The organism is Kitasatospora sp. NPDC052868, assembly GCF_044547105.1.
Classification (GTDB): domain Bacteria; phylum Actinomycetota; class Actinomycetes; order Streptomycetales; family Streptomycetaceae; genus Kitasatospora.
Genome location: NZ_JBITZW010000008.1, coordinates 234,772 through 258,127, shown reverse-complemented (window position 1 = coordinate 258,127; position 23,356 = coordinate 234,772). Strand labels below are relative to the sequence as shown.

General features: G+C 74.0%; 15 protein-coding genes and 2 tRNA genes. 13 read left to right on the top strand and 4 right to left on the bottom strand.

The window, feature by feature from the left end:
- Positions 1-321: 321 nt before the first annotated feature.
- The 11 genes from ACIGZJ_RS16430 to cobA all read left to right on the top strand — a co-directional run bounded on the left by ACIGZJ_RS16430 (position 322) and on the right by cobA (position 15,629).
- Positions 322-1,515: an argininosuccinate synthase gene (locus tag ACIGZJ_RS16430; protein WP_396457840.1), complete on the top strand. Its 1,194-nt coding sequence runs from the start codon at positions 322-324 to the stop codon at positions 1,513-1,515.
- A 109-nt stretch (positions 1,516-1,624) separates the two neighbouring features.
- Positions 1,625-3,058, top strand: a complete 1,434-nt coding sequence (gene argH, locus ACIGZJ_RS16425) for an argininosuccinate lyase (protein ID WP_396457839.1) — start codon at positions 1,625-1,627, stop codon at positions 3,056-3,058.
- Positions 3,059-3,164: 106 nt separating this feature from the next.
- On the top strand, positions 3,165-3,422 hold the full coding sequence (locus ACIGZJ_RS16420; protein WP_396457838.1) for a hypothetical protein: 258 nt from the start codon (positions 3,165-3,167) through the stop codon (positions 3,420-3,422).
- A 401-nt stretch (positions 3,423-3,823) separates the two neighbouring features.
- Positions 3,824-4,327 (top strand): GNAT family N-acetyltransferase, encoded by a 504-nt coding sequence (locus ACIGZJ_RS16415; protein WP_396457837.1) that lies wholly within the window; start codon positions 3,824-3,826, stop codon positions 4,325-4,327.
- A gap of 562 nt (positions 4,328-4,889) precedes the next feature.
- The gene (locus ACIGZJ_RS16410) at positions 4,890-5,930 is read left to right on the top strand and encodes a methionine ABC transporter ATP-binding protein (protein WP_392933780.1); all 1,041 of its coding nucleotides are present in this window, start codon (positions 4,890-4,892) and stop codon (positions 5,928-5,930) included.
- Entirely contained in the window at positions 5,927-6,673 is a 747-nt protein-coding gene (locus tag ACIGZJ_RS16405; RefSeq protein ID WP_396457836.1) for a methionine ABC transporter permease, read from the top strand. The genes ACIGZJ_RS16410 and ACIGZJ_RS16405 overlap by 4 nt, the downstream gene beginning before the upstream one ends.
- A gap of 59 nt (positions 6,674-6,732) precedes the next feature.
- Complete coding sequence (locus tag ACIGZJ_RS16400) at positions 6,733-7,560, top strand: MetQ/NlpA family ABC transporter substrate-binding protein (RefSeq protein ID WP_396457835.1); 828 nt, start codon at positions 6,733-6,735, stop codon at positions 7,558-7,560.
- A 185-nt stretch (positions 7,561-7,745) separates the two neighbouring features.
- Positions 7,746-8,447, top strand: coding sequence for a GNAT family N-acetyltransferase (locus ACIGZJ_RS16395; protein WP_396457834.1), 702 nt, complete (start codon positions 7,746-7,748; stop codon positions 8,445-8,447).
- 197 nt (positions 8,448-8,644) lie between these two features.
- A complete protein-coding gene (gene cbiE, locus ACIGZJ_RS16390; RefSeq protein ID WP_396457833.1) occupies positions 8,645-9,907 on the top strand; it encodes a precorrin-6y C5,15-methyltransferase (decarboxylating) subunit CbiE in 1,263 nt (420 codons plus the stop codon).
- Between the two features lie 582 nt (positions 9,908-10,489).
- Complete coding sequence (gene cobT / locus ACIGZJ_RS16385) at positions 10,490-14,275, top strand: nicotinate-nucleotide--dimethylbenzimidazole phosphoribosyltransferase (RefSeq protein ID WP_396457832.1); 3,786 nt, start codon at positions 10,490-10,492, stop codon at positions 14,273-14,275.
- Between the two features lie 106 nt (positions 14,276-14,381).
- Positions 14,382-15,629: a uroporphyrinogen-III C-methyltransferase gene (gene cobA / locus ACIGZJ_RS16380; RefSeq protein WP_396457831.1), complete on the top strand. Its 1,248-nt coding sequence runs from the start codon at positions 14,382-14,384 to the stop codon at positions 15,627-15,629.
- A 300-nt stretch (positions 15,630-15,929) separates the two neighbouring features.
- On the opposite strand, the gene ACIGZJ_RS16375 is transcribed toward cobA, so the two are convergent.
- A complete protein-coding gene (locus ACIGZJ_RS16375; RefSeq protein ID WP_396457830.1) occupies positions 15,930-18,701 on the bottom strand; it encodes a SpoIIE family protein phosphatase in 2,772 nt (923 codons plus the stop codon).
- A gap of 97 nt (positions 18,702-18,798) precedes the next feature.
- On the opposite strand from ACIGZJ_RS16375, the gene ACIGZJ_RS16370 reads away from it, so the two are divergent.
- The gene (locus ACIGZJ_RS16370; RefSeq protein ID WP_396457829.1) at positions 18,799-19,605 is read left to right on the top strand and encodes a TrmH family RNA methyltransferase; all 807 of its coding nucleotides are present in this window, start codon (positions 18,799-18,801) and stop codon (positions 19,603-19,605) included.
- 329 nt (positions 19,606-19,934) lie between these two features.
- Here the strand turns inward: ACIGZJ_RS16370 and ACIGZJ_RS16365 are convergent, their stop codons facing one another.
- Positions 19,935-22,184, bottom strand: a complete 2,250-nt coding sequence (locus ACIGZJ_RS16365; RefSeq protein ID WP_396457828.1) for a protein kinase — start codon at positions 22,182-22,184, stop codon at positions 19,935-19,937.
- A gap of 439 nt (positions 22,185-22,623) precedes the next feature.
- On the opposite strand from ACIGZJ_RS16365, the gene ACIGZJ_RS16360 reads away from it, so the two are divergent.
- Positions 22,624-22,821 (top strand): hypothetical protein, encoded by a 198-nt coding sequence (locus ACIGZJ_RS16360; RefSeq protein WP_392933803.1) that lies wholly within the window; start codon positions 22,624-22,626, stop codon positions 22,819-22,821.
- 328 nt (positions 22,822-23,149) lie between these two features.
- Here ACIGZJ_RS16360 and ACIGZJ_RS16355 read toward each other — a convergent pair.
- Positions 23,150-23,221 (bottom strand) — tRNA-Val (locus tag ACIGZJ_RS16355).
- A 41-nt stretch (positions 23,222-23,262) separates the two neighbouring features.
- Positions 23,263-23,334, bottom strand: a tRNA-Val gene (locus ACIGZJ_RS16350).
- Positions 23,335-23,356 lie beyond the last annotated feature (22 nt).

Below are 23,356 nucleotides of genomic sequence, written 5' to 3'. Positions count from 1 at the left end.
GTGGGCCCGGACTCCGGGCCCACCGGCCGTTTCGGCCCCCTGCCGCGCGTCCCGCACCCCGCACCCCGCACCCGTGCGCCCCGCCTCCCCGCACCCGCGCACCCCGCACCCGTGCGCCCCGCCTCCCCGCCTCCCCGCACCCGCGCGCCCCGCGCGCCGCGCCGGAGCCGGCCCGTCCCCACCCCCGCGCGCCCGCCCGGCAGGGCCCGCGCGACCCCGCCTCCCCGCACCCGTGTGCCGGGGTTTTGAGTTTCATACGGTGTAGTGCATACTTATGCCTATCGCCGTAAACCTGTTCGCACAGTTGTGAAGGAGAAAGCCGTGACCGAGCGCGTCGTACTCGCCTACTCGGGCGGTCTGGACACGTCCGTCTGCATCGGCTGGATCGCCGAGGAGACGGGCGCCGAGGTCATCGCCGTCGCCGTCGACGTCGGCCAGGGCGGCGAGGACCTGGACGTCATCCGCCAGCGCGCGCTGGACTGCGGTGCCGTCGAGGCCGAGGTCGCGGACGCCCGCGACGAGTTCGCCGACGAGTACTGCTTGCCGGCCATCAAGGCCAACGCCCTCTACCAGGGCGAGTACCCGCTGGTGTCCGCGCTGTCCCGGCCGGTCATCGTCAAGCACCTGGTCGCCGCCGCGCAGAAGCACGGCGCCACCACCGTCGCCCACGGGTGCACCGGCAAGGGCAACGACCAGGTCCGCTTCGAGGTCGGCATCAACTCGCTGGCCCCCGGCCTCAAGTGCATCGCCCCGGTCCGCGACTACGCGATGACCCGGGACAAGGCGATCGCCTTCGCCGAGGCCAAGGGCCTGCCGATCGCCACCACCAAGAAGTCCCCGTACTCGATCGACCAGAACGTCTTCGGGCGGGCCGTCGAGACCGGCTTCCTGGAGGACATCTGGAACGCCCCGATCGAGGACGTCTACGAGTACACCCAGAACCCGGCCCTCCAGCGCGAGGCCGACGAGGTGGTCATCACCTTCGACGCCGGCGTCCCGGTCGCCATCGACGGCCGCAAGGTCACCGTCCTGCAGGCCGTCGAGGAGCTCAACAAGCGGGCCGGCGCCCAGGGCATCGGCCGCCTCGACATGGTCGAGGACCGGCTGGTCGGCATCAAGTCCCGGGAGATCTACGAGGCCCCCGGCGCGATCGCCCTGATCACCGCCCACCAGGCCCTGGAGAACGTCACCGTCGAGCGCGAACTGGCCCGCTACAAGCGGCAGGTCGAGCAGCGCTGGGCCGAGCTGGTCTACGACGGCCTGTGGTTCTCCCCGCTCAAGCGGGCCCTGGACGGCTTCGTCAACGAGGCCAACCAGCACGTCACCGGCGAGATCCGGATGGTCCTGCACGGCGGCCGGGCCGTCGTCAACGGCCGCAAGTCGGACCAGTCGCTGTACGACTTCAACCTCGCCACGTACGACACCGGCGACACCTTCGACCAGTCGATGTCCAAGGGCTTCATCGAGATCTTCGGGATGTCCTCGAAGATCGCCGCCCGGCGCGACCTCGCCTGACAGGCCACCCTCACCGGGCCCCGGCCGTCGCACCCCGCGGCCGGGGCCCACCCCCTCTTCGGAACCCCTCCGAACCCCTCCCGAACCACCCGCGTAAGGAGCCCAAGCGATGTCTGCCGACCAGAACGCCTCCGGTGGCGACGTCCGCCTGTGGGGCGCACGCTTCGCCGACGGTCCCTCCGAGGCGCTGGCCAAGCTCTCCGCCTCGGTGCACTTCGACTGGCGCCTCGCGCCGTACGACATCGCCGGCTCCAAGGCCCACGCCCGCGTCCTGCACAAGGCCGGCCTGCTGAGCGACGAGGAGCTCGCCGGGATGCTCGGCGGCCTCGACCGGCTGCTGGCCGACGTCGAGGCCGGCACCTTCACCGGCACGATCGCCGACGAGGACGTCCACACCGCGCTGGAGCGCGGTCTGCTGGAGCGGCTCGGCGCCGACCTCGGCGGCAAGCTGCGGGCCGGCCGCTCGCGCAACGACCAGATCGCCACGCTCTTCCGGATGTACCTGCGGGACCACGCGAGGATCATCGGCGGCCTGGTGCTCGACCTCCAGCACGCCCTGGTCGGCCTCGCCGAGGCGCACCCCGACACCGCCATGCCGGGCCGCACGCACCTCCAGCACGCGCAGCCCGTCCTGTTCGCCCACCACGTCCTCGCGCACGTGCAGGCCCTCGGCCGGGACGCCGAGCGGCTGCACCAGTGGGACGTCCGCACGGCCGTCTCGCCGTACGGCTCCGGCGCGCTGGCCGGCTCCTCGCTCGGCCTGGACCCGCAGGCCGTGGCCGCCGAGCTGGGCTTCGAGCGGGGCTCGGTCGGCAACTCGATCGACGGCACCGCCTCGCGGGACTTCGTCGCGGAGTTCGCCTTCGTCACGGCGATGATCGGGATCAACCTCTCCCGGATCGCCGAGGAGGTGATCATCTGGAACACCAAGGAGTTCGGCTTCATCACGCTGCACGACGCCTTCTCCACCGGCTCCTCGATCATGCCGCAGAAGAAGAACCCGGACATCGCCGAGCTGGCCCGGGGCAAGTCCGGCCGCCTGATCGGCAACCTGACCGGCCTGCTGGCGACGCTCAAGGCACTGCCGCTCGCCTACAACCGGGACCTCCAGGAGGACAAGGAGCCGGTCTTCGACTCCTGCGACACCCTGGAGGTGCTGCTGCCGGCCTTCACCGGGATGATGGCCACCCTCACCGTGCACCGGGAGCGGCTGGAGGAGCTGGCCCCGGCGGGCTTCTCGCTCGCCACCGACATCGCCGAGTGGCTGGTCAAGCAGGGCGTGCCGTTCCGGGTCGCGCACGAGGTGGCCGGCGCCTGTGTGAAGGTCTGCGAACAACAGGGCATCGAGCTCGGCGACCTGACGGACGAGCAGTTCGCCGGGATCTCGCCGCACCTGACCCCCGAGGTCCGCTCCGTGCTGAGCGTCCACGGTGCGATCGCCTCGCGCAGCGGGCGCGGCGGCACGGCCCCGTCGGCGGTCGCCGTCCAGCTCGCCGAGGTGAAGGCGGACCTGGCGGCCCAGCAGGAGTGGGTCAAGGGCTGACCCCGAAGCCGGGGGAGGGGCGCGGCGGGTTGACCGCCGCGCCCCTTTCGCGTGCTCCGGCCCCGACGGCCGTGACCGGCCCCGCCCGGGGCGAGTCATTCACCGTATGTGCACCAACCTCCCCCACGCCCCCTCCGCCGAGGAGCAGGTGTTCGCCGAGCGCCGCCGACGCGTCGTCCGCGAGGCGGTGGCGGCGCTGCCCGGCCGCTGCCCGCAACTGGTCGCCGCCCTCGCCGAGGACCCGCCGCCGAGCTACCGCGAGCTCTCCGTCCGCCTCGGCATGCCGCACGGCTCCATCGGCCCCACCCGCTCCCGCTGCCTCGCCTGCCTGCGCACCCTGCTGCACACCGAACGCCACCTGTGACCCCGTCGCCGCCCGTCCGCGCCCGCCGCGACCGCCCGTCCGCGCCCGCCCGCCGGGCCCCGCCGTGCGGTCCGGCCCGTCCGTCCCCGTCCGCCACCCGCGCCCGGCCCGCCCCGGCGGTCCGACGTGACCCTCGCCACGTCGGGCGGCCGGGAGGTTGAGAGCAGCTGACACGCGGGTAGAGCGGTGGCGAACGTAGCTCTTGACGACGCCGCGATCGCTTGGATACTGAGCGTGAGCGCGTCGCCGGTGTCGCGGGCCCGACCAGGGCCCTGCGGCTGGTACGTTCGTGCGCCACCCCCGGTCAGGGCAGATCCCCGGCCGGGACATCTCCGGCAGGGCATCCGGTGCGGCACCCTCACGTTTGCGCGCCGGGCACGACGATGGGGAGGCCCCAGCACATGGGCATGAGCGTGATCATCGCGGCGGCGGACGCCGAGGACGCGGAACAGATCCTCAAACTCCAGTACCTCGGCTACCAGAGCGAGGCCGAGCTGTACGGCGACTGGACCCTGGAGCCGCTGACGCAGTCCCTGGAGAGCCTGCGCGAGGAGCTGACCGAGCAGCACTTCCTGGTCGCCCGCCTCGGCGGCGAGGTGGTCGGCAGCGTCCGCGGCCAGGTCGGCCCGGACGGCATCGGCCGGATAGGGCGCCTGGTGGTCCACCCCCGGATGCAGCGCCACGGCCTCGGTGGACGCCTGCTGGAGGCGCTGGAGCGCCGCCTCGCCGAGGGCGACGGCCCGCTGACCGCCTACCGCCTCTTCACCGGCCACCGCAGCCTCGGCAACCTGCGCCTCTACGCCCGCCAGGGCTACCGCCAGACCACCGTCGAGCAGATCGACGGCCGGCTCACCCTGGTCCACCTGGAGAAGCCCGCCGGGGTGCGCCTCGCCGCCACCGCCTGAGCCCCGCTCCGCCCCGCGCCCCACCCGGCGCCGCCACCATTCGGACCATCGGTGGCGGCGCCGAGGCGTGTCACCGCAGGTCACAGCGGTAGCCGTCCGCATTGCGGACGGTCGGTCCGAATAATTGGGACGGGATCGATCGATCTGATTTACTGGCTCACATGACTGCGACGACGAAATGGACCCCCACCGGCACCCTGCCGGCAGGTGAGCGTGCCATGTGTTGTCGAATGTGTCACCGCTGAGGGCCACTGTCCCCCCGGCCTCCCGCTGGGGACGCCCCCGCTCTCGCGCCCCGAAGCGAGACCCCCGGCCGCTCCCACCCGAGTGAGCGCGCCCCCTGCCGCCGCTGAGAAGCCGCCCCGTCCGCCTGCCCACCCGCAGACGGACGGCCTTCCCCTGATGACTCGTAAGGGCCACGCCGTCGCGCGGCCCGGCCGCCCAGCGGCGACGATCAAGGGGTGGCAGGTCCGGACCCCCCTGGCGCAACGCCGCCCGCATCGCCGACCGCAACCCGGTCCGGCGGTGGAACGCCGTCCGCCCCCGACCCACGGAAGCAGCTGTGATCACCACCACGGACCTCACGAAGGTCTACCGCTCCCGCGGCCGCGAGGTGACCGCCCTCGCCGGCGTCGACCTGCACGTCCGCCCCGGAGAGGTCTACGGAGTCGTCGGCACCAGCGGCGCCGGCAAGTCCACCCTCATCCGCTGCGTCAACATGCTGGAGCGCCCCAGCTCCGGCACGGTCACCGTGGACGGCGTCGAGCTCACCTCGCTCGCCGGCGGCGAGAACCGCGCCGGCAGGGAGCTGCGCGAGGCCCGCCGCCGCATCGGCATGGTCTTCCAGCACTTCAACCTGCTCGCCTCCCGCACCGTCCAGCAGAACGTCGAACTCCCGCTGGAGATCATCGGCCTGGACCGCACCGAGCGCCGCCGCAGGGCCGCCGAACTGCTCGACCTGGTCGGCCTCGCCGACAAGGCCCGCAGCTACCCCGGCCAGCTCTCCGGCGGCCAGAAGCAGCGCGTCGGCATCGCCCGCGCCCTCGCCGGCGACCCCAAGGTGCTGCTCTCCGACGAGGCCACCTCCGCGCTCGACCCCGAGACCACCCGCTCCATCCTCAAGCTGCTGCGCGACCTCAACCAGCAGCTCGGCCTCACCGTGCTGCTCATCACCCACGAGATGGACGTCATCAAGTCCGTCTGCGACTCCGCCGCCCTGATGCGCGGCGGCAAGGTGGTCGAGTCCGGCGAACTGACCGACCTGCTGGCCAAGCCCGGCTCCGAACTCGCCCGCGAGCTCTTCCCGCTCAGCGAGTTCGCCTCCGGCCACCCCGGAAAGACCGTCCTGGAGATCACCTTCCAGGGCGACACCTCCGCCCAGCCGTTCGTCTCCCAGCTCGCCCGCACCTACCAGATCGACATCAACATCCTCGGCGCCGCCGTCGAGACCATCGCCGGCCGCATGGTCGGCCGGATGCGGGTCGAGCTCCCCGGCACCCGGGCGGACAACGTGGTGCCGATCGGCTTCCTGCGCGAGCAGGGCCTGCAGGTGGACGTCCTCGACGCGGACGGCTTCGACAAGACGAAGGGAGCGGCGGCATGACCTGGGACCAGATGCAGGAACTGATGTGGCCCGCCACCTGGGAGACCCTCCAGATGGTCGGCGTCTCCACCGTCGTCACCGTGCTGCTCGGCCTGCCGCTCGGCGTACTGCTGGTACTCACCGACAAGGGCGGCCTGCTGGCCAACCGGCCGGTCAACAAGGTGCTCGGCGCCGTGGTGAACATCGCCCGCTCGGTGCCGTTCATCATCCTGATGATCGCCCTGATCTCCTTCACCCGCTGGCTGGTCGGCACCTCCATCGGCTGGGAGGCCGCCACCGTGCCGCTCACCATCGGCGCGATCCCCTTCTTCGCCCGGCTCGTCGAGACCTCCGTCCGCGAGGTCGACCGCGGACTGATCGAGGCCCTCCAGGCCATGGGCGCCTCCACCTGGACCATCGTCCGCAAGGCCCTGCTGCCCGAGGCCCTGCCCGGCCTCGCCGCCTCCGTCACCACCACGATCATCACGCTGATCAGCTACTCGGCGATGGCCGGCGTGGTCGGCGGCGGCGGACTCGGCACCCTCGCGGTCAACTACGGCTACTACCGCTTCGAGACCGGCTTCATGTGGATCATCGTCGCGGAGCTGGTGATCATCGTGACCATCGTCCAACTGCTCGGCGACTACACCGTCCGCCGACTTGCCAACCGCGGCCGCACCGGCGGCCGGCCGCGACTGCTCGGCCCGCGCGGCACCACCCCAGGCGCCCCGGCCACCTCCGGCGAGGACCTCGTCGCCCCCTGAGACCACCCGACGTCCGCACCTGGACGCGGCTCCCCGTATCACGCAGAAAGGCACTTTTCGTGCGCAACGCCCTGAAGTTCACCAGCATCCTCGCCACCGCCGGCATCGCCCTCTCGCTCGCCGCCTGCGGCAGCTCCGGGTCCTCCGGGTCCTCCGACCCGAACGCCCCGCTGACCGTCGTCGCCAGCCCCACCCCGCACGGCCAGATCCTCAAGTTCGTCAAGGACAACCTGGCGGACAAGGCCGGCCTCAAGCTCACCATCAAGGAGGTCACCGACTACGTGACCCCCAACACCGCGGTGCAGGACGGCTCGGCCGACGCGAACTACTTCCAGCACGTCCCGTACCTGGAGGACTTCAACAAGAAGCACGGCACCCAGATCGTCTCGGTCGAGCCGGTCCACCTGGAGCCGCTGGGCGTCTACTCGAAGAAGATCAAGGCCATCGGCGACCTCAAGGACGGCGCCACCGTCGGCCTGCCCAACGACGCCACCAACGAGGGCCGCGCGCTCAAGCTGCTCGCCGACAACAACCTGATCACCCTCAAGGCCGGCGTCGGCACCGCCGCCACCCCCTCCGACATCACCGGCAACCCGAAGAACCTCAAGTGGAAGGAGCTGGAGGCCGCCCAGCTGCCCCGCTCCATCGACGACCTCGACGCCGCCGTGATCAACGGCAACTACGCCCTCGACGCCGGCCTCAAGCCGGCCGGCGACTCCCTGCTGCTGGAGAAGGCCGAGGGCAACCCCTACGCCAACATCCTCGCCGTCAAGCAGGGCAAGGAGAACGACCCGCGGGTCAGGAAGCTCGCCGAGCTGCTCCACTCCGCCGAGGTGAAGAAGTACATCGACGACACCTTCAAGGGCTCCGTCATCCCCGCCTTCTGAGCCACCCCGCCTGCCCCCGACCGGGCCCCCGCCGCATCCCGGCGGGGGCCCGGTCGGGCAGTATGCAGGTAGTGACACCCTGACAGGCCGAGTTCTGACGTACCGTCGTGCGGGCCGTGCACCGCGTCACACCCGGGCACCGGCGAGGCGTACGGTGTGTCAACGACCCGGCGAGGAGAGACGGCATGGCAGCGAGCTTCCCCGAGACCGCCATCAGCACCGAACGGCTGCTGCTGCGCCCCCTTGCGGAGGACGACGCCCCCGGCCTGGCCGCCATGATGGCCGACGAACTGGTCCTGGCCTGGACGGACCTCCCGCACCCCTTCACCGAGCGCTACGCCGCCGAGCTCGCCCGCACCCTCGCCCCCGCCCACCGGCTGGCCGGCCGCGGCATCGTCTTCGCCGTCACCGAGCACCTCACCCAGCGCCTGGTCGGACTGGTCGAACTGCGCAACACCGACTGGCGGCTGCGCTCCACCGAGATCGCCTACGTCACCGCCCCCTGGGCCCGCGGCGAGGGCTACGCGCCGGAGGCCGTCCTCGGGGTCGCCCAGTGGCTCTTCGAGGACCGCGGCTTCCTGCGACTGGAGATGCGCACCGCCGCCGGGAACACCGCCGCCCAGCAGGTCGCCCAGAAGATCGGCGGCATCAGCGAGGGCGTGCTGCGCAGCGCCTGGATAGTGCGCGGCGAATCCGGCGGCTCCGGTGGGGTCGGCGGGTCCGGCGGGTCCGGTGGGTCGGCCGCGGGGGATCCGGTCGGCGCCCGGGGCGGGGAGGAGAGCCGCAGCGACGTCATCCTGTGGAGCCTGCTCCCCGAGGACATGGAGGCCCCGGTCGAGGCGGAGTCCGGCTGGCACGGCGACCACCGGTACGTCCTGCGCGACTGACCCCCGTCCTGCCTGATCCACTTCGCCCGTCCGGCAGGCCGCTGCCGCCGGGTACGTGACGGACATGTGTCCGAGTTGTCGGCACAAGGGGGATCACACCCGGTAGCCTCTGTCCGGCGCCGCACCCCGGCGCGAAGGACTGGCGCGCGAAGGACCGGCGCGGACGAGCGCACCGAGGCGAGGGAGAACGGCCGCAGATGGCTGACCGGATCACGGTCATCGGGTGGGACGGCACACCGCTGACCGAGGCCGCCGGCGCGGCGCTCGCCGCAGCGACCCTGGTGGCCGGCGCCCCCTACCAACTCAGCGCCCTCCCGGTGCCGCCCGGCGCCGAACGGATCGTCCTCGGCAACGTCCGACTCGCCGCCCACCGGATCGCCGAACACCGCGGCGCCGCCGTCGTCGTCGCCGAGGGGGACCCGGGCTTCTTCGGCGTCGTCCGCACCCTGCGCCGCCCCGAGTACGGCCTCGAACTGGAGGTCCTGCCCGCCGTCTCCTCGGTCGCCGCGGCCTTCGCCCGGGCCGGAATGCCCTGGGAGGACGCCCAGGTGGTCAGCGCCCACGGCGGACGGCTGCGCCGCGCCGCCAACATCTGCCGGGCCAACCCCAAGGTCGCGGTGCTCACCGCGCCCGGCGCCGGGCCCGCCGAACTCGCGCTGATGCTGCGCGGGGTGCACCGCACCTTCGTGGTCTGCGAGGCCCTCGGGACCTCCGAGGAGGACGTCACCGTCCTCACCTCGGACCGGATCGCCGACCACGTCTGGCGCGACCCGAACGTGGTGCTGGTGATCGGCGGCAACAGCGGCGGCCCGCAGCCCGGGGCGAACGGCGAGGCGGCCGGCTGGCTGGCCGGGCGCCCGGTCGGCTTCCCCGGCGCGGAGCGCGGCTGGGCGCTCCCCGGTGACGCCTACACGGGCGCCGGGCGCGCGGCGGACGGGCCCGGCGCATCGGACGCGCTCCCCGCGCACGTCCGCGCGCTGGTGCTGGCCCGTCTGGGTGCCCGTCCGGGGGACCTGGTCTGGTCGGTCGGCGCGGGCAGCGGCGCCCTCGCCATCGAGGCCGCCCGGTTCGGCGCGGCCGTGGTGGCGGTGGAGGCCGACAGCGCGGCCTGCGCCCGGCTGACCGTCAACGCGCGCCGCTACGGCGTCGAGGTGGAGACCGTCCACGGCCGCGGCCCGGAGGTGCTGGGCGGGCTGCCGGAGCCGGACGCGGCCGTGGTCGAGGCCGGCGGCCCGGAGGTCGTGCGCGCGGTGCTGGCCCGCCGCCCCGAGCGGTTCGTGGCGGTGGCCGGCACCCTCGCGGAGGCGGAGGAGCTCCGCCGGGCGATCACCGGGGCCGGCTACCGGGCGGACGGCGCCCTGCTGCAGTCGGCGCCGCTGAGCGCGACCGCCGGCGGGGGGCTGCGGTTCGGGGCGGGGGAGCCGGGCGTGCTCCTGCTCTGGGGTGAGCAGATCGTGTGAAGACAGTGCGCCGCCGACACCGGCCCGGGCATGCTTCCAAGCGTTCCCGGGGCGTCTGCGGCAGGCCTCCGGGGGGCTTCCAGTGGGCTTTCGGTGCGACGTCGGCCGCCGGCCCGCGGCCCCTCCCCGCGCCCTCGTGCGGTGATCCAGGTCGCATCCGGACACCGATTCGAGAGGTGACAGTGCCGGGCCGGTAGTGTGGCGTCCTGGGCTGCTGCGGCGGCCGGTGACCTGCCCGATCCAGTCGGTTTGTCGCCTTTTTGACGTGCTGCAACCCGATGTGGCTCGGAGTGTGGGCAATTCGACGGGCCGCGTGCCGGACCTGGAGAATGCCGTAGGGTCCGGTGCGGTCGTGCCGGTTGCCCCGGGTTGTCGTTGTTTCAGATGGCGCGCCGACCCTGACGGGTGGTGCGCGGGCCGGTGTGCCGCAGTGCGCCGGAAGGACTTCGGCCGCAGCGCCCCGGCGCGGCGGCCGCGTGTGATTGAGGGGCGGGCCGGTGCAGGCCCGGCCCGTGCGGATGGGCGCTGCGGTCGGTGATCGCGTCGCCAAGGACGCGGCAGCGGCCTGGAAGGAGCTTTGACATGACCGATGGCGGCCACGTCCCGAACGAGGGACTGCCGGAGCACCTGCTCGCCGGGCCCGACCCGCTCGGCGGCCCGGAGGGCGTCGCGGTACCCGTCGCACCCGTGCAGGGCATCGCGACGGACGGCGGTGTCGTGCCGAACCCCGCGGTGCCGGGGACGGGCCTGCCGGGCGCGATGGCGCCCGGCGCCGCCGTGATCCCGCCGCAGGGCGCAGGTGTCGTGGGGCAGGCCCCCGGCTTCGGCGTGCCGGTCGCCGGTGTCCCCGGGGAGGGCTGGCCCGCCGAGGGCGGTGCGCCCCGCCCCGCCTTCCACTTCCTGGACCAGCCCGACCAGCCGGACCTGCTCGACGAGGATGACGACGTCCTGCTGATGCCCGGTCCGCAGGGCTCCTGGGGCGAGCCGCTCGCCTCCGCCACCGAGCCGGACGCCGCCGCGCAGTACGGGGACGGGCAGCAGGCCGCGGCGGGCGCGCCGGGCATCCCGGTCGACCCCTCCTGGCCGCCGCTGGAGCCGCCGCTGCTCGGCGCCGCCGACCCGGCCGCGCAGCAGGCCCAGGCCTTTGCGCAGGCCCAGGGCCAGCCGCAGGCCGTCCAGAACCCGCTGCAGGCGACGGGCCAGGACGCGCTGACGGCGACTCAGCCGCCGCGCCGCCCGCTGCACGCCGGTCCGCCGATCCCGGACCCGTCGCTGATGACCGGCCACGTCCCGGTCCGCTCGCTCGCCGACCGCGGGCCGTCGCAGGGCGGCACGCCCGCGCACGGCATCCCGGTCGTCATCCCCGTCGTCGGGCAGCCCGAGCCGCAGTTCGCCGCGCCGACGGCCGCTCCGGTGCAGGCCCCGGCCCAGCCGCAGGGCGTCCCGGTCGTCTCGGGTCAGCCGGTCCAGGACGTGCGGCCGGTCCAGGACGTGCAGCAGGCTCCGCAGCAGGTCGAGGCCCCGCAGGCCCTCGTCGCCGAGCCGGTCGCAGAGCAGATCGCCGAGCCGGCCGCCGAGCCCGTGGTGACCGTCGAGCCGGTCGCGGCCGAGGTCCAGCCCGAGGTCCAGCCCGAGCCGACCGTCGAGGCGGTGCCCGTCGAGGCCGCGGAGGCCGTGGCGGCCCCGGAGACCGTGGCGGACCAGGCCCTGCCGGTCGAGCAGACGCCGCAGGCCGAACCGGTCGTCCAGCCCGCTCCCGTCGACGCACCGGCAGCCACCGACGCTGTCACCGCCACCGACGTCGTCACCGAGCCCGGCGCCGTTGCCCAGCCCGAGCAGCAGCCGGCCGCTCCGGCCGGTCAGCCCCGGCGCATCTCGGCGTTCCTCGCCGCGCCCACCCCGCACGGCCTGCCGCAGGTCGAGCCCGTCGAGTCGGCCGCGCCGCAGCAGCCCGCCCCCATAGCGACCGCGGCGCAGCCCGAGGTGCCGACCGCCGAGCAGGCACAGCCTGCCGAGGTGGCACAGCATGCCGACCCGGCGCAGGATGCCACTCTGGCGCAGAGCGCCACCGAGGCAGACCGTGCCCCTGAGGCAGACCAGGCCGCCGTGGCGGAGGCTGCCGCAGTGGCAGAACACGCCATCGAGGCACAGCCTGCCGACCAGGCACCCGATGCCGCCGACACCCAGGTCACCGCCCCCGCCGCCGAGGCCGCCCCCGCCGCCGAGGCCGCCCCCGCTGCCGAGGCCGGGACCGCCGCGGAGACCGCCGTCGGCACCGGCGAGATGCCCTCGGGCCAGGCCGTGACCGCCCCGGAGACCGAGCAGCAGCCGCAGGAGGCCGCCGTGCAGGAGGCCGCCCCCGCCACCGAGTCCGCCGTGGAGCCCGAGCCGGCCGCTGAGCCCTCCGCTGAGCCGGTCACCGAGCCCGAGGCCGCCGCCGAGACGGAGTCCACCCCGGACACCGCGGCCGCTCCGCCGGCCGAAGCACAGGACGAGGCCGCAGCCGACGCCCCGACCGACGCCCAGGCCGAGGTCCTCCCCGGCGGCCCCATTGAGGAGACCGCCCAGGAGGCCGCCGCGGAGGAGCCCGTCGAGGAGCCCGCCGAACCGCGCGGCCCCGCCGCCCCCGGCTACGACGAGGCCGGCCGCGACGCCGTCCACCAGGTCATCCGCGAGCGCCGCGACATCCGCAACGGCTTCCGCCCGGACGCGATCCCGCACGAGGTGCTGATCCGCGTCCTGGAGGCCGCCCACACCGCGCCCAGCGTCGGCTACTCCCAGCCGTGGGACTTCGTGGTGATCCGCTCGGCCAAGACCCGCCGCAAGATGCACGAACTCGCCGAGCGCCAGCGCGAGGCGTTCGCGGACTCGCTGCCCAAGGGCCGGGCCAAGCAGTTCAAGGAAATCAAGATCGAGGCCATCCTCGAAACGCCCGTCAACATCGTGGTGACCGCCGACCGCACCCGCGGCGGCCGCCACACCCTGGGCCGGCACACCCAGCCCCAGATGGCCCCGTACTCGGCCGCCCTCGCCGTCGAGAACCTCTGGCTGGCCGCCCGCGCCGAAGGCCTCGGCGTCGGCTGGGTGAGCTTCTTCGACGAGGACGAGATGGTCCGCGAGCTCGGCCTGCCCGAGCACCTGGAGGTCGTCGCCTACCTCTGCGTCGGCTACGTCGACGTCTTCCCCGACGAGCCCGAGCTCCAGCAGCAGGGCTGGGCCAAGAAGCGCCCGCTCTCCTGGGTCGTCCACGAGGAGCAGTACGGCAACCGCGCACTGCCCGGCGAGGAGCCGCACAGCCTGCTCGCCGACACCCTGCGCGGCATCCGCCCGCTGGACGCCAAGGCCCTCGGCGAGGCCTGGGACCGCCAGAAGCGGATGACCAAGCCGGCCGGCTCCCTCGGCATGCTGGAGATCATCTCCGCCCAGCTGTCCGGGCTCTCCCGCAAGTGCCCGCCGCCGATCCCGGAGCCCGCCTGCGTGGCGATCTTCGCGGCCGACCACGGCGTGCACGCCCAGGGCGTCAGCCCCTGGCCGCAGGAGGTCACCGCCCAGATGGTCGGCAACTTCCTGGCCGGGGGAGCGGTGGTCAACGCCTTCGCCAAGCAGATCGGCACCGAGGTCTGCGTGGTCGACGTCGGCGTCGCCTCCGAGCTGCCCGACGCGATCCAGCAGGGCCGCACCACCGGCCTGCTCCCGCGCAAGGTGAAGCCCGGCACCGACGACATGACCCAGGGCCCGGCGATGAGCCGCGAGGAGGCCCTCAAGGCCATCGAGGTCGGCATCGAGACCGCCCGCGACCTCGTCGCCGCCGGCAACAAGGCCCTGGTCACCGGCGACATGGGGATCGCCAACACCACCGCCTCGGCCGCCCTGATCTCGGTCTTCACGGGCCTGGACCCGGCCGAGGTCACCGGCCGCGGCACCGGCATCGACGACGAGACGCACGCCCGCAAGATCGAGGTGATCCGCACCGCACTGGCGCTGCACCAGCCGGACCCGAGCGACCCGATCGGCGTCCTCGCCGCCATCGGCGGCCTGGAGCACGCGGCCCTCGCCGGCTTCCTGCTGGGCGCCGCCTCGCTGCGCACCCCGGTCATCCTGGACGGAGTCATCGCCGGTTCGGCCGCGCTGGCCGCCAAGGCGATCGCCCCCGAGGTGCTGGCCGCCTGCATCGCCGGGCACCGGTCCGCCGAGCCCGGCCACCAGGCCGCGCTCGCCAAGCTCGGACTGCGGCCGCTGATCGACCTGGACCTGCGACTGGGGGAGGGCACCGGTGCCCTGCTGGCCCTCCCGCTGGTGCAGAGTGCGGCCCGTGCGATGCACGATGTAGCCACGTTCGACTCCGCCGGGGTCACCGAGAAGGCCTGACGCACATCGTCACCGCTTCCCGTACCGGCCCGAGGGCGCGCCGGTACGCGAAGCGGTGACGCGCCGTACCCCCACCACCCTCACCCCCGATCCAGGAGCACCGCCCATGACCGCGCCCACTCCTCACCCCAGCACCGAGGGCCGCACCCCCTACCCGGTCGGCCTGCTGCTCGCCGGCCGCCGCGTGGTCGTGATCGGCGGCGGCCACGTCGCCCAGCGGCGACTGCCGGCCCTGCTCGCCACCGGTGCGGACGTGCACCTGATATCCCCCGTGACCACCCCCGCCGTCCAGGCCATGGCCGACGCGGGCGAGCTGACCTGGCACGAGCGCCGCTACCAGGACGGCGACCTCACCGCGGCCTGGTACGCGCTGGTCGCCACCGACGACCCGGCGGTCAACACGGCGGTCAGCGCCGAGGCCGAGCGTGAGCGGGTGTTCTGCGCCCGCAGCGACGACGCGGCGGCCGCCACCGCCTGGACCCCGGCCAGCGGCCGCGACGCGGGTGCCACCGTGGCCGTCCTCACCGGGGACCCGCGGCACTCCGCCGCCCTGCGCGACACCATCGTGGACGGCCTGCGGGACGGTTCGCTGGCCGCCCGCCAGTTCCGCTCGCACGGCGCGGGCGTCGCCCTGGTCGGAGGCGGCCCGGGCGACCCGGACCTGATCACCGTGCGCGGCCGCCGCCTGCTCGCGGACGCGGACGTGGTGGTCGCCGACCGCCTCGCCCCGCGCGAGCTGCTGGCCGAGCTGCCGGAGCACGTCGAGGTGATCGACGCGTCCAAGATCCCGTACGGGCGGTTCATGGCCCAGGAGGCGATCAACCGCACGCTGATCGAGCACGCCAAGGCGGGCAGGTTCGTGGTCCGGCTCAAGGGCGGCGACCCGTACGTGTTCGGGCGCGGCGGCGAGGAACTGCTGGCCTGTGTCGAGGCCGGGCTGCCGGTCACCGTGGTGCCGGGCATTTCCAGCTCGATCAGCGTGCCGGCGGCGGTCGGCGTCCCGGTCACCCACCGTGGCATGACGCACGAGTTCACCGTGATCTCCGGCCACGTCGGCCCGGACGACGAGCGCTCGCTGACCAACTGGGAGGCCGCCGCGCGGATGAACGGCACGCTGGTGCTGCTGATGGCCGTGGACAAGATCGGGGCGATCGCGGCCAGGCTGATCGAGTGCGGCCGCCCGGCCGACACCCCGGTCGCCGTCGTCCAGGAGGGCACCACCGCCGCCCAGCGCCGGGTCGACGCCACCCTCGCCACCGTCGCCGCCACGGTCGCCGCCGAGCAGATCAAGCCCCCCGCCGTCATCGTCATCGGCGACGTGGTCAACGTCCTCGCCCCGGCCTTCCCCGCCTGACCCTCCCACCCCCAGCACCCCCCGCCCACGGCGTCACCCCGCCGTGAGCCCACCCCCGCCCTCAGCGGACCCCTGCGCCCTGAGAGCGTGCTGCACTTTGCAAAGTCCAACTTTGCAAAGTGCAGCACCGGCTCAACGAAGCGGCCCCGGGTAGTTCGGGCTGTTTGCAAAGTGCGACTTTGCAAACAGTCCGGAGTGGGAAGTCGGCCCGCCCGACTTCCCACTCCGCCCTCCACCTGGCCGCCCCGCCCGCGCCCCAGCCCAGCCCCGTGCTGCGCTGCCCCACCCCACCCCACGCACTCACTCCAACGGCTGCTCGGTCCAGATCACCTTCCCGGTGGCCGTGTACCGGGTGCCCCACCGGTCCGCGAACTGCGCCACGAGGAACAGCCCGCGGCCGCCCTCGTCTGTCGTCGCCGCGTACTTCAGGTGCGGCGAGGTACTGCTGGTGTCGGACACCTCGCAGATCAGCGCCCGGTCGCGCAGCAGCCGCACCCGGATCGGCCCGGTCCCGTACCGGATCGCATTGGTCACCAGCTCGCTCAGGATCAGCTCGGTGACGAACGCCGCCTCGTCCAGCCCCCACAGAGCCAGCCGCTCCGCCACCGCCGCCCGCACGCCGCCCACCGCCGCCGGGTCGGACGGCACCTCCCACTCCGCCACCTGGTCCGAGGCCAGCACCCGCGTCCGCGCCACCAGCAACGCGATGTCGTCCTGCGGATGCGCCGGCAGCAGCGCGCCCAGCACATCCGCGCAGGTCTGCTCCGGCGTCCGGTCCGGCCCGGACAACGCCGCCCGCAGCAGCTCCAGCCCCACGTCGATGTCCCGCTGCCGGTCCTCCACCAGCCCGTCCGTGTACAGCACCAGCCGACTGCCCTCCGCCACCTCCAGCTCCACCGTCTCGAACGGCAGCACCGCCAGTCCCAGCGGCGGCCCGGTCGCCAGCTCCGGGAACTCCACCCGCCCGTCCGGGTGCACCAGCGCCGGCGGCGGATGCCCCGCACTCGCCAACGTGCACCGCCGCGACACCGGGTCGTAGATCGCGTACAGGCAGGTCGCCCCCGTCAGCGCCGCCCCGCCACCGGTCGCCGACTCCTCCTGGTCGAGCCGGTTCACCAGGTCGTCCAGATGCCCCAGCAGCTCGTTCGGCGGCAGATCGAGCGTCGAGAAGTTGTGGATCGCCGTCCGCAGCCGCCCCATCGTCGCCGCCGCATGCAGTCCGTGCCCGACCACGTCCCCGACCACCAGCGCCACCCGTGCCCCCGGAAGCGGGATCACGTCGAACCAGTCCCCGCCCACCCCCGCCTGGGCCGGCAGGTACCGATGCGCCACCTCCAACGCGTTCTGCACCGGCAGACTGCGCGGCAGCAGACTGTGCTGCAGCGTCACCGCCATCGCATGCTCCCGGGTGTACCGCCGGGCGTTGTCGATGCAGACGGCGGCATGCGAGACCAGCTCCTCCGCCAGCGCGAGGTCGTCCTCCTCGAACGGCTCCGGTCGATCGGCCCGCCAGAACCGCACCACCCCCAGCGGCACCCCGCGGGCCCGCAACGGCACCCGAACCAGCGAGTGCACCCCGTACTCCAGCACCTGTGCGGCCCGCTCGGGGTCCTGCCGGCGCCACTCCTCAGCCTCCGCCAGCCGCGGTTCGACGGCCGGCAGCCCGCTGTCCAGCGTCCCGGCCAGCGGCGAGGCCGGAACCACCTCCAGCACCGTGCCCGCCGGGTAGAACGGCGAGTCGTCGCGCGCGCCGCAGAACGCCGCCCGACGCATCCTCCCCAGCGCCGTCCCCGGCGGAGGCTCCTCGCCCTCCAGCACCTGCTCGGCCAGGTCCACACTCACGAAGTCCGCGAACCGCGGCACCGCCACCTGCGCCAGCTCCTCCGCCGTCCGCGTCACGTCCAGCGAACTGCCCACCGTCACCCCGGCGTCGTACAGCAGCCGCAGCCGCCGCTGCGCCACCTCCGCCCGGCCGGACAGCGCCAGCAGCTCGGTGGAGTCCCGCAAGGTGGCCACACAGCCCGGCGGGCCGCCGTCCCGGTCGGTCAGCCGGACGTTGACGGCCAGCAGCCGCTCGCCGGCCAGCACCACCTCGTCGGTGATCGGCCGGTTGGCCGTCAGCAGCTGCTCCGGCGCGTGGTCGAGCCCCAGCTCCGTCACCGGACGCCCTTCGGCGTCCGCGGGCAGGTCCAGCAGCCGGCGCGCCTCGTCGTTGCAGAGCAGCAGCACCCCGTCACCGCCGACGATCAGCACCCCTTCGCGCACCGCGTGCAGCACCGCCGCGTGGTGCTCGTACATCCGGGTCATCTCGGCCGGGCCGAGCCCGTGCGTCTGGCGGCGCAGCCGTCGGCTGATCAGCGCCGTACCGCAGGTGGCCAGTCCCAGCGCGACCGCGGCGGCGCCCAGCACCATCGGCAGCTGCCGCTCGCTCGCGCTGCTCACATTGGCGATCGTGATCCCCGCCGAGACCATGCCGACCACCGAGCCGTCGGGAGCAGGCACCGGCACGACCGCCTGGACCAGCGGCCCGATCGTGCCGTTGACCCGCTCGGTCACCACCTGCCCGTTGAGCGCGGGCAGGTAGTCGCCGACGAACTTCTGGCCGATCCGGGCCGGGTTCGGATGCGTGTAGCGGATGCCGTCGGTGTTCAGGACGACGATGAAGTCCACGCCGGAGGCCACCCGCGCGTCCTCCGCCTTCGGCTGCAGGAGGGCCGTCGGATCCGGTGAACGGAGCGCCGCGACGATGCCGGGGGAGTTGGCGAAGGTCTGCGCGACCGCCACCGACCGGTTGCGGGCCTCCTGCGCGGCGTCGTTGCGGGACTGCACCACCAGCGCCACTGCGGCCGATGCCACCAGCAGCAGCACCACGAGCACCTGCAGGGCGAACACCTGACCGGCCACGGACCGGCGCACGGCCGACCCCGGCCGCGCCGCTCGCGGCTGCTGGTGCCGACCGTGTGGGCGCCGCCCACCGGCGGATCCGGCGGTGCCGGTGGATCGGGAGGACACGGCGGAACCAGAATCACCAGAGGCCGACGGAGCCCAAGATCGGCCCGGAAAACGGGCCATACTGCATATTTGCACTCCGGCAGCCGCAGGGCCAGGCTAAGCGATCCCGGCCGTCGGCCGTTTGGCCTTCGCCACCCCGACTTGGCAAGATCGCAGGGTGTCCGAACCCAGCACCATCACCGACCCCGCAGACCCGCGCCTCGGCGACTACACCGGCCTGACCGACGTCGAACTCCGCCGCCGCCGCGAGCCCGCCGAGGGCCTGTTCATCGCCGAGGGCGAGAAGGTCATCCGCCGCGCCCTCGACGCCGGCTACCGGATGCGGTCGATGCTGCTGACGGCGAAGTGGCTGGACGTGATGGCCGACGTCATCGCGGAGGTGGACGCCCCGGTCCACGTGGTCGAGCCCGCGCTCGCCGAGGCCGTCACCGGCTACCACGTCCACCGCGGGGCGCTGGCCTCGATGGAGCGCAAGCCGCTGCCGGAGGCCGCCGAGCTGCTCACCGCGGCCCGCCGGGTGGCCGTCCTGGAAGGGCTGGTCGACCACACCAACCTGGGCGCGATCTTCCGCAGCGCGGCCGCGCTCGGCATGGATGCCGTCCTGCTCTCGCCCGACTGCGCCGACCCGCTGTACCGGAGGGCCGTCAAGGTCTCCATGGGCGCCGTCTTCGCCGTCCCCTACGCCCGGCTCGACCCCTGGCCGGCGGCCCTGGACGCCGTCCGCGCGGCCGGCTTCAGCCTCCTCGCCCTCACCCCCGCCGACACCGCCGTCGACCTGGCCTCCCTCACCCCGAACCGCCTCCCCAAGGCCGCCCTCATGCTCGGCGCCGAGGGCGACGGACTCACCCCCCAGGCCCTCGCCGCCGCGGACCACCCCGTCCGCATCCCGATGTCCCACGGCATCGACTCCCTCAACGTCGGAGCAGCCGCCGCAGTCGCCTTCTACGCCGTCACCACCGCCTGACCTTCACCCCCCGCTCCCACCCCCGGGCCTGCGCCCCTTCCCACCTCCGCCCTTGTCTGCCGTCTGCACTTTGCAAAGTGCAGAGACGGCCGGAGAGTACGCTCATAACCGGCGCCGTCACGGGGGAGCGCACTCGGGCTCGGGCCGCGGTTGCCCGTCTCCGCTTCGCCTGGCTGCGCCCCGAACGCCCAACACAAGGCCGAGGAGTAGGAAGTCGGCCTGCCCGACTTCCTGTGCAGTGGCCGGTTGCCACGCCAGGCCGGGAAAGCGTGCGGCAGACGGCGCCCCCACAAGCCGACCACACCGCGAACGCCTGCCGAGGCGGCTACTCAGCCCGTGGGCGCGGTGGGCGGCGCCGGGGCGGCGGCAGGGGGCGGGACGCTGGTGAGGCCGGTGCCGCCACCGGAGGCGCCGGCGCCGGGCCAGGACTCCTCGATGCTCCCGTCGGCCCGCACCGTGTACCGCGTCGAGGCGACCGCGCCGGTCTGGGTGACGCGCTCCTCGCGGACCAGCGCGCCGCCGTCGAGCCGCCAGGTGGCCGTCGCCTGCGGGTCTGCGGCAGAGGAACGGGACGCCAGCGCCATCGGCGCGTCCCCGTTGAACGAGAACAGCTGCACCAGGTCGAGCGGCACCGAGCCCTCCGTCCGGCGCAGCATCACCAGGGCCGCCGGCGCGCCCTTGTAGCGGGCCGGGAGTACGGCGCTGAGCGCCACCTGCGGCCCGTTGCCCGCCGAGCGTCCGTCGCGCAGCGCGACGGACGGGCCGCCCGCCGGGTCCGGGTAGCTGCGGTTCGGCCAGTCCACGACCGGCACGGCCCCCTGAGCAGGGGCCAGCGCCCCCTCCGCGGCCGGCGCGCTGCTGCGGGCCGCCGCCGAGAGCGGTGTCGCCGGCGGCGGGGCGGCGGACTGTGTAGCCCCGTCCGCCGACAGCCCGGCCCCCGGGGGAGTCGGCTGCTCGGCCGGCGCCGCGCTCACCCGCGTACCGCCAGGCGCCCGGAGGCCCTGGTTGCCGCGGTCCTCACAGCCCTGCGCCGCCGCGATGGCCAGCGCGACACCGAGCGTGACGGTGATGAAGACGACCACCCGCTGCCGCAGCAGCCGCTGCCGCGAGGTGCTCGGACGGACGCCGGGAGCGGGCGTGTGCTGCCGGTCCCGAGTCCGCCCGCGGGGCCGGTCGGCCCGCTGCTCCCGATCCCGGAAGCCCTCCGCTCCACCGGGCCCGGCCGGCCGGTCCGCCCGTCCGGGCGGCGGGGTCTGCTGGCGCTCGCGCAGCGGCCGAGTGGTCTGGGCGGCCTCCGGCCGGGGCATCGCCGCGGTCGGCGACTGCCCGTGCGGCCGTCGCTGCGGCGCAGCCCGGTGACCGCCCTGGTAGGGGCTCTGCCCGGCCGGGGGCGCGGAGTGCGGACGGCTCCCCGCCGCGGCCCGGGCCCGCGCCGGGTCCGGCGCCCGACCGGGCGCGGGGACGCCATGCTGCGCCGGACCCTGCGGCGGGGGGCCGGACGGCTGCACCGGCGTGGTGGGCCCGCCGCGCACCGCACCGCCGCCCGGACCGGCCGCCGGCCGAACCCCCGGGCGCCCGCCACCCGCACGGACCGCACCACCACCGACCCCGGCACCGCCGCCGATTCCGGCGCCACCGACTCCCGCGCCACCAACCCCGACTCCACCGAGAGCGGCACCGGCACCGCCCGCCGCCGCGCCGCCAAAGCCCGGACCACCCTGCCCGGCCCCGCCGAATCCCGCAGCCGGACCACCCGCCGCACCGCGCGCCGCCAGCTCGCTGAGCCGCTCGTGCAGCGCGGCCGCGCCGGGCCGCTCGCCGGGCTCCTTGGCCAGGCAGGCCCGGATCAGCGGCGCCAACTGCGGTGGCACGGCCGACAGATCGGGCTCCTCGTGCACGACCCGGTACAGCATCACCTCGGAGGAGGCCCCCGAACCGAACGGGGTGTCCCCGGTGAGCGCGTACGCCAGGGTCGCCCCGAAGGCGAAGACGTCGGTCGCGGGCGTGACGGCGGCCCCGCGCACCTGCTCGGGCGCGAGGAAGCCGGGCGAGCCGACCGCCGTGCCGACGTGGGTGAGCGTGCTGGCCCCGCGCGACCAGGCGATGCCGAAGTCGATGATCCGCGGGCCCCGGGGGGAGAGCAGGATGTTCGACGGCTTGAGGTCGCGGTGGACCACCCCGGCCTCGTGCACCTTGACCAGTCCGTCGGCCAGTGCGGCCCCGATCCTGGCCACCTCGGGCCAGTTGAGCGCGCCCTCGTCGCCGACCCGCTTGTACAGCGAGGGCCCCGGGACGTAGGCGGTGGCCAGCCAGGGCCGGTCGGCCTCGATGTCGGAACCGACCACACGGGCGGTGCAGCCGCCCCGGATCCTGGAGGCGGCGGCGATCTCCCGGGCGAAGCGGGTGCGGAACTCCAGGTCCTCGGCGAGTTCGGCGCGGATCAGCTTGAGCGCGACCCGCTGCCCCCGCCGGTCCGACCCCAGGTAGACGACGCCCATGCCGCCGGCCCCCAGCCGTCGGTGCAGCCGGTACGGCCCGACGATGCGGGGGTCCTCACGCCTCAGCCGCATCATCGCCATCTTCGTTCCCCGTCAGCCTGTGGGTGAGGCCCCGTCCGTTGGGGCATCGTCAGTTCCTGTCTGGCACAGCTTACGGACTGCCTGCTGCGGTGTGCTGATACGCAACACCTCAAGCCGCCGTGCGATTGTCGGATCTTGCACTGACATCGGGGTGGTGAGGGTGCCGAATCGTTTCTCGGGGTCGGCTCTCAGGGTTCCCTCGGGGGTTCGGTCGAGACCGTCTCCCCCTGCGGTAGTAGTCCCGAAGTCTGATCGTCATCCTCGGGGATGCCCGGAGAACAGTACGACGGCATGACGTCCGACTACCCCCTCGGGCAATAGCGTTGTGCTCAGCGGTGGACGGGGAGCTCGTCCCCCGAGGTAAGCCGTCCACCGCGCCAACATCGAGCGATCAGCACGGGCAGCGCGCACAGCTAGCGCACGAATCAGGAGTATGGGCATGGCACCGCAGCTCACGGGATCCTCCCACCGCCGTCGGCCGGCCTTCGCCCAGCGCCAGGCCGCCGAGCCGACCAGGCACCCGGCGGTGGCGCTGGCCATGGCGCTGCCCTGCGCGGTGCTCCTGATCATGCTGTTCGGCGGCTGGGAGCAGATGGCCAACCAGGCCCAGGCCGTCGTCGACCTGATCGGCCATTGACACCCGGCCGGGCGCCTCAGCCCGGCCGGCCACTGAACGGGCACTGGATCCCCTGGGGACGGGGAGCCGGTGCCGCCGGGGAAGGCCGCGCCCGCGGTGACACGCGGACGGGCGTGAAGCGGTGCGCAGAGCACCCCGGCAGGCGGAGATGCCGCGTATGGACGTCGGTGAGGGCGTCCGTACGCGGCTCTTCATCTTTACCGGGCCCGCCGGTACAGCCGGGCCCGATCCCTCTCCGCCCACGCGCGACAGGCAGCCAAGCCAGGGCGCACCTATGACAAAAGGCAGAGGCCGCGATCCTCACGGATCACGGCCTCTGCCTGTACTGTGCGCGATACTGGGATTGAACCAGTGACCCCTACCGTGTCAAGGTAGTGCTCTCCCGCTGAGCTAATCGCGCCTGGTGTGGCGGTCCTGCAGCAGACCCCGAAGGATCCGACGTGCGCGATACTGGGATTGAACCAGTGACCCCTACCGTGTCAAGGTAGTGCTCTCCCGCTGAGCTAATCGCGCCTGGTGTGGCGGTCCTGCAGCA

What these genes read in the sequence shown, in the direction of transcription:
- argH (WP_396457839.1), top strand. Translation starts at nt 1,625, where the DNA reads ATGTCTGCCGACCAGAACGCCTCCGGTGGCGACGTCCGCCTGTGGGGC.
- ACIGZJ_RS16420 (WP_396457838.1), top strand. Translation starts at nt 3,165, where the DNA reads ATGTGCACCAACCTCCCCCACGCCCCCTCCGCCGAGGAGCAGGTGTTC.
- ACIGZJ_RS16415 (WP_396457837.1), top strand. Translation starts at nt 3,824, where the DNA reads ATGGGCATGAGCGTGATCATCGCGGCGGCGGACGCCGAGGACGCGGAA.
- ACIGZJ_RS16405 (WP_396457836.1), top strand. Translation starts at nt 5,927, where the DNA reads ATGACCTGGGACCAGATGCAGGAACTGATGTGGCCCGCCACCTGGGAG.
- ACIGZJ_RS16395 (WP_396457834.1), top strand. Translation starts at nt 7,746, where the DNA reads ATGGCAGCGAGCTTCCCCGAGACCGCCATCAGCACCGAACGGCTGCTG.
- cbiE (WP_396457833.1), top strand. Translation starts at nt 8,645, where the DNA reads ATGGCTGACCGGATCACGGTCATCGGGTGGGACGGCACACCGCTGACC.
- cobT (WP_396457832.1), top strand. Translation starts at nt 10,490, where the DNA reads ATGACCGATGGCGGCCACGTCCCGAACGAGGGACTGCCGGAGCACCTG.
- cobA (WP_396457831.1), top strand. Translation starts at nt 14,382, where the DNA reads ATGACCGCGCCCACTCCTCACCCCAGCACCGAGGGCCGCACCCCCTAC.
- ACIGZJ_RS16375 (WP_396457830.1), bottom strand. Translation starts at nt 18,701, where the DNA reads ATGGCCCGTTTTCCGGGCCGATCTTGGGCTCCGTCGGCCTCTGGTGAT.
- ACIGZJ_RS16365 (WP_396457828.1), bottom strand. Translation starts at nt 22,184, where the DNA reads ATGGCGATGATGCGGCTGAGGCGTGAGGACCCCCGCATCGTCGGGCCG.
- ACIGZJ_RS16360 (WP_392933803.1), top strand. Translation starts at nt 22,624, where the DNA reads ATGGCACCGCAGCTCACGGGATCCTCCCACCGCCGTCGGCCGGCCTTC.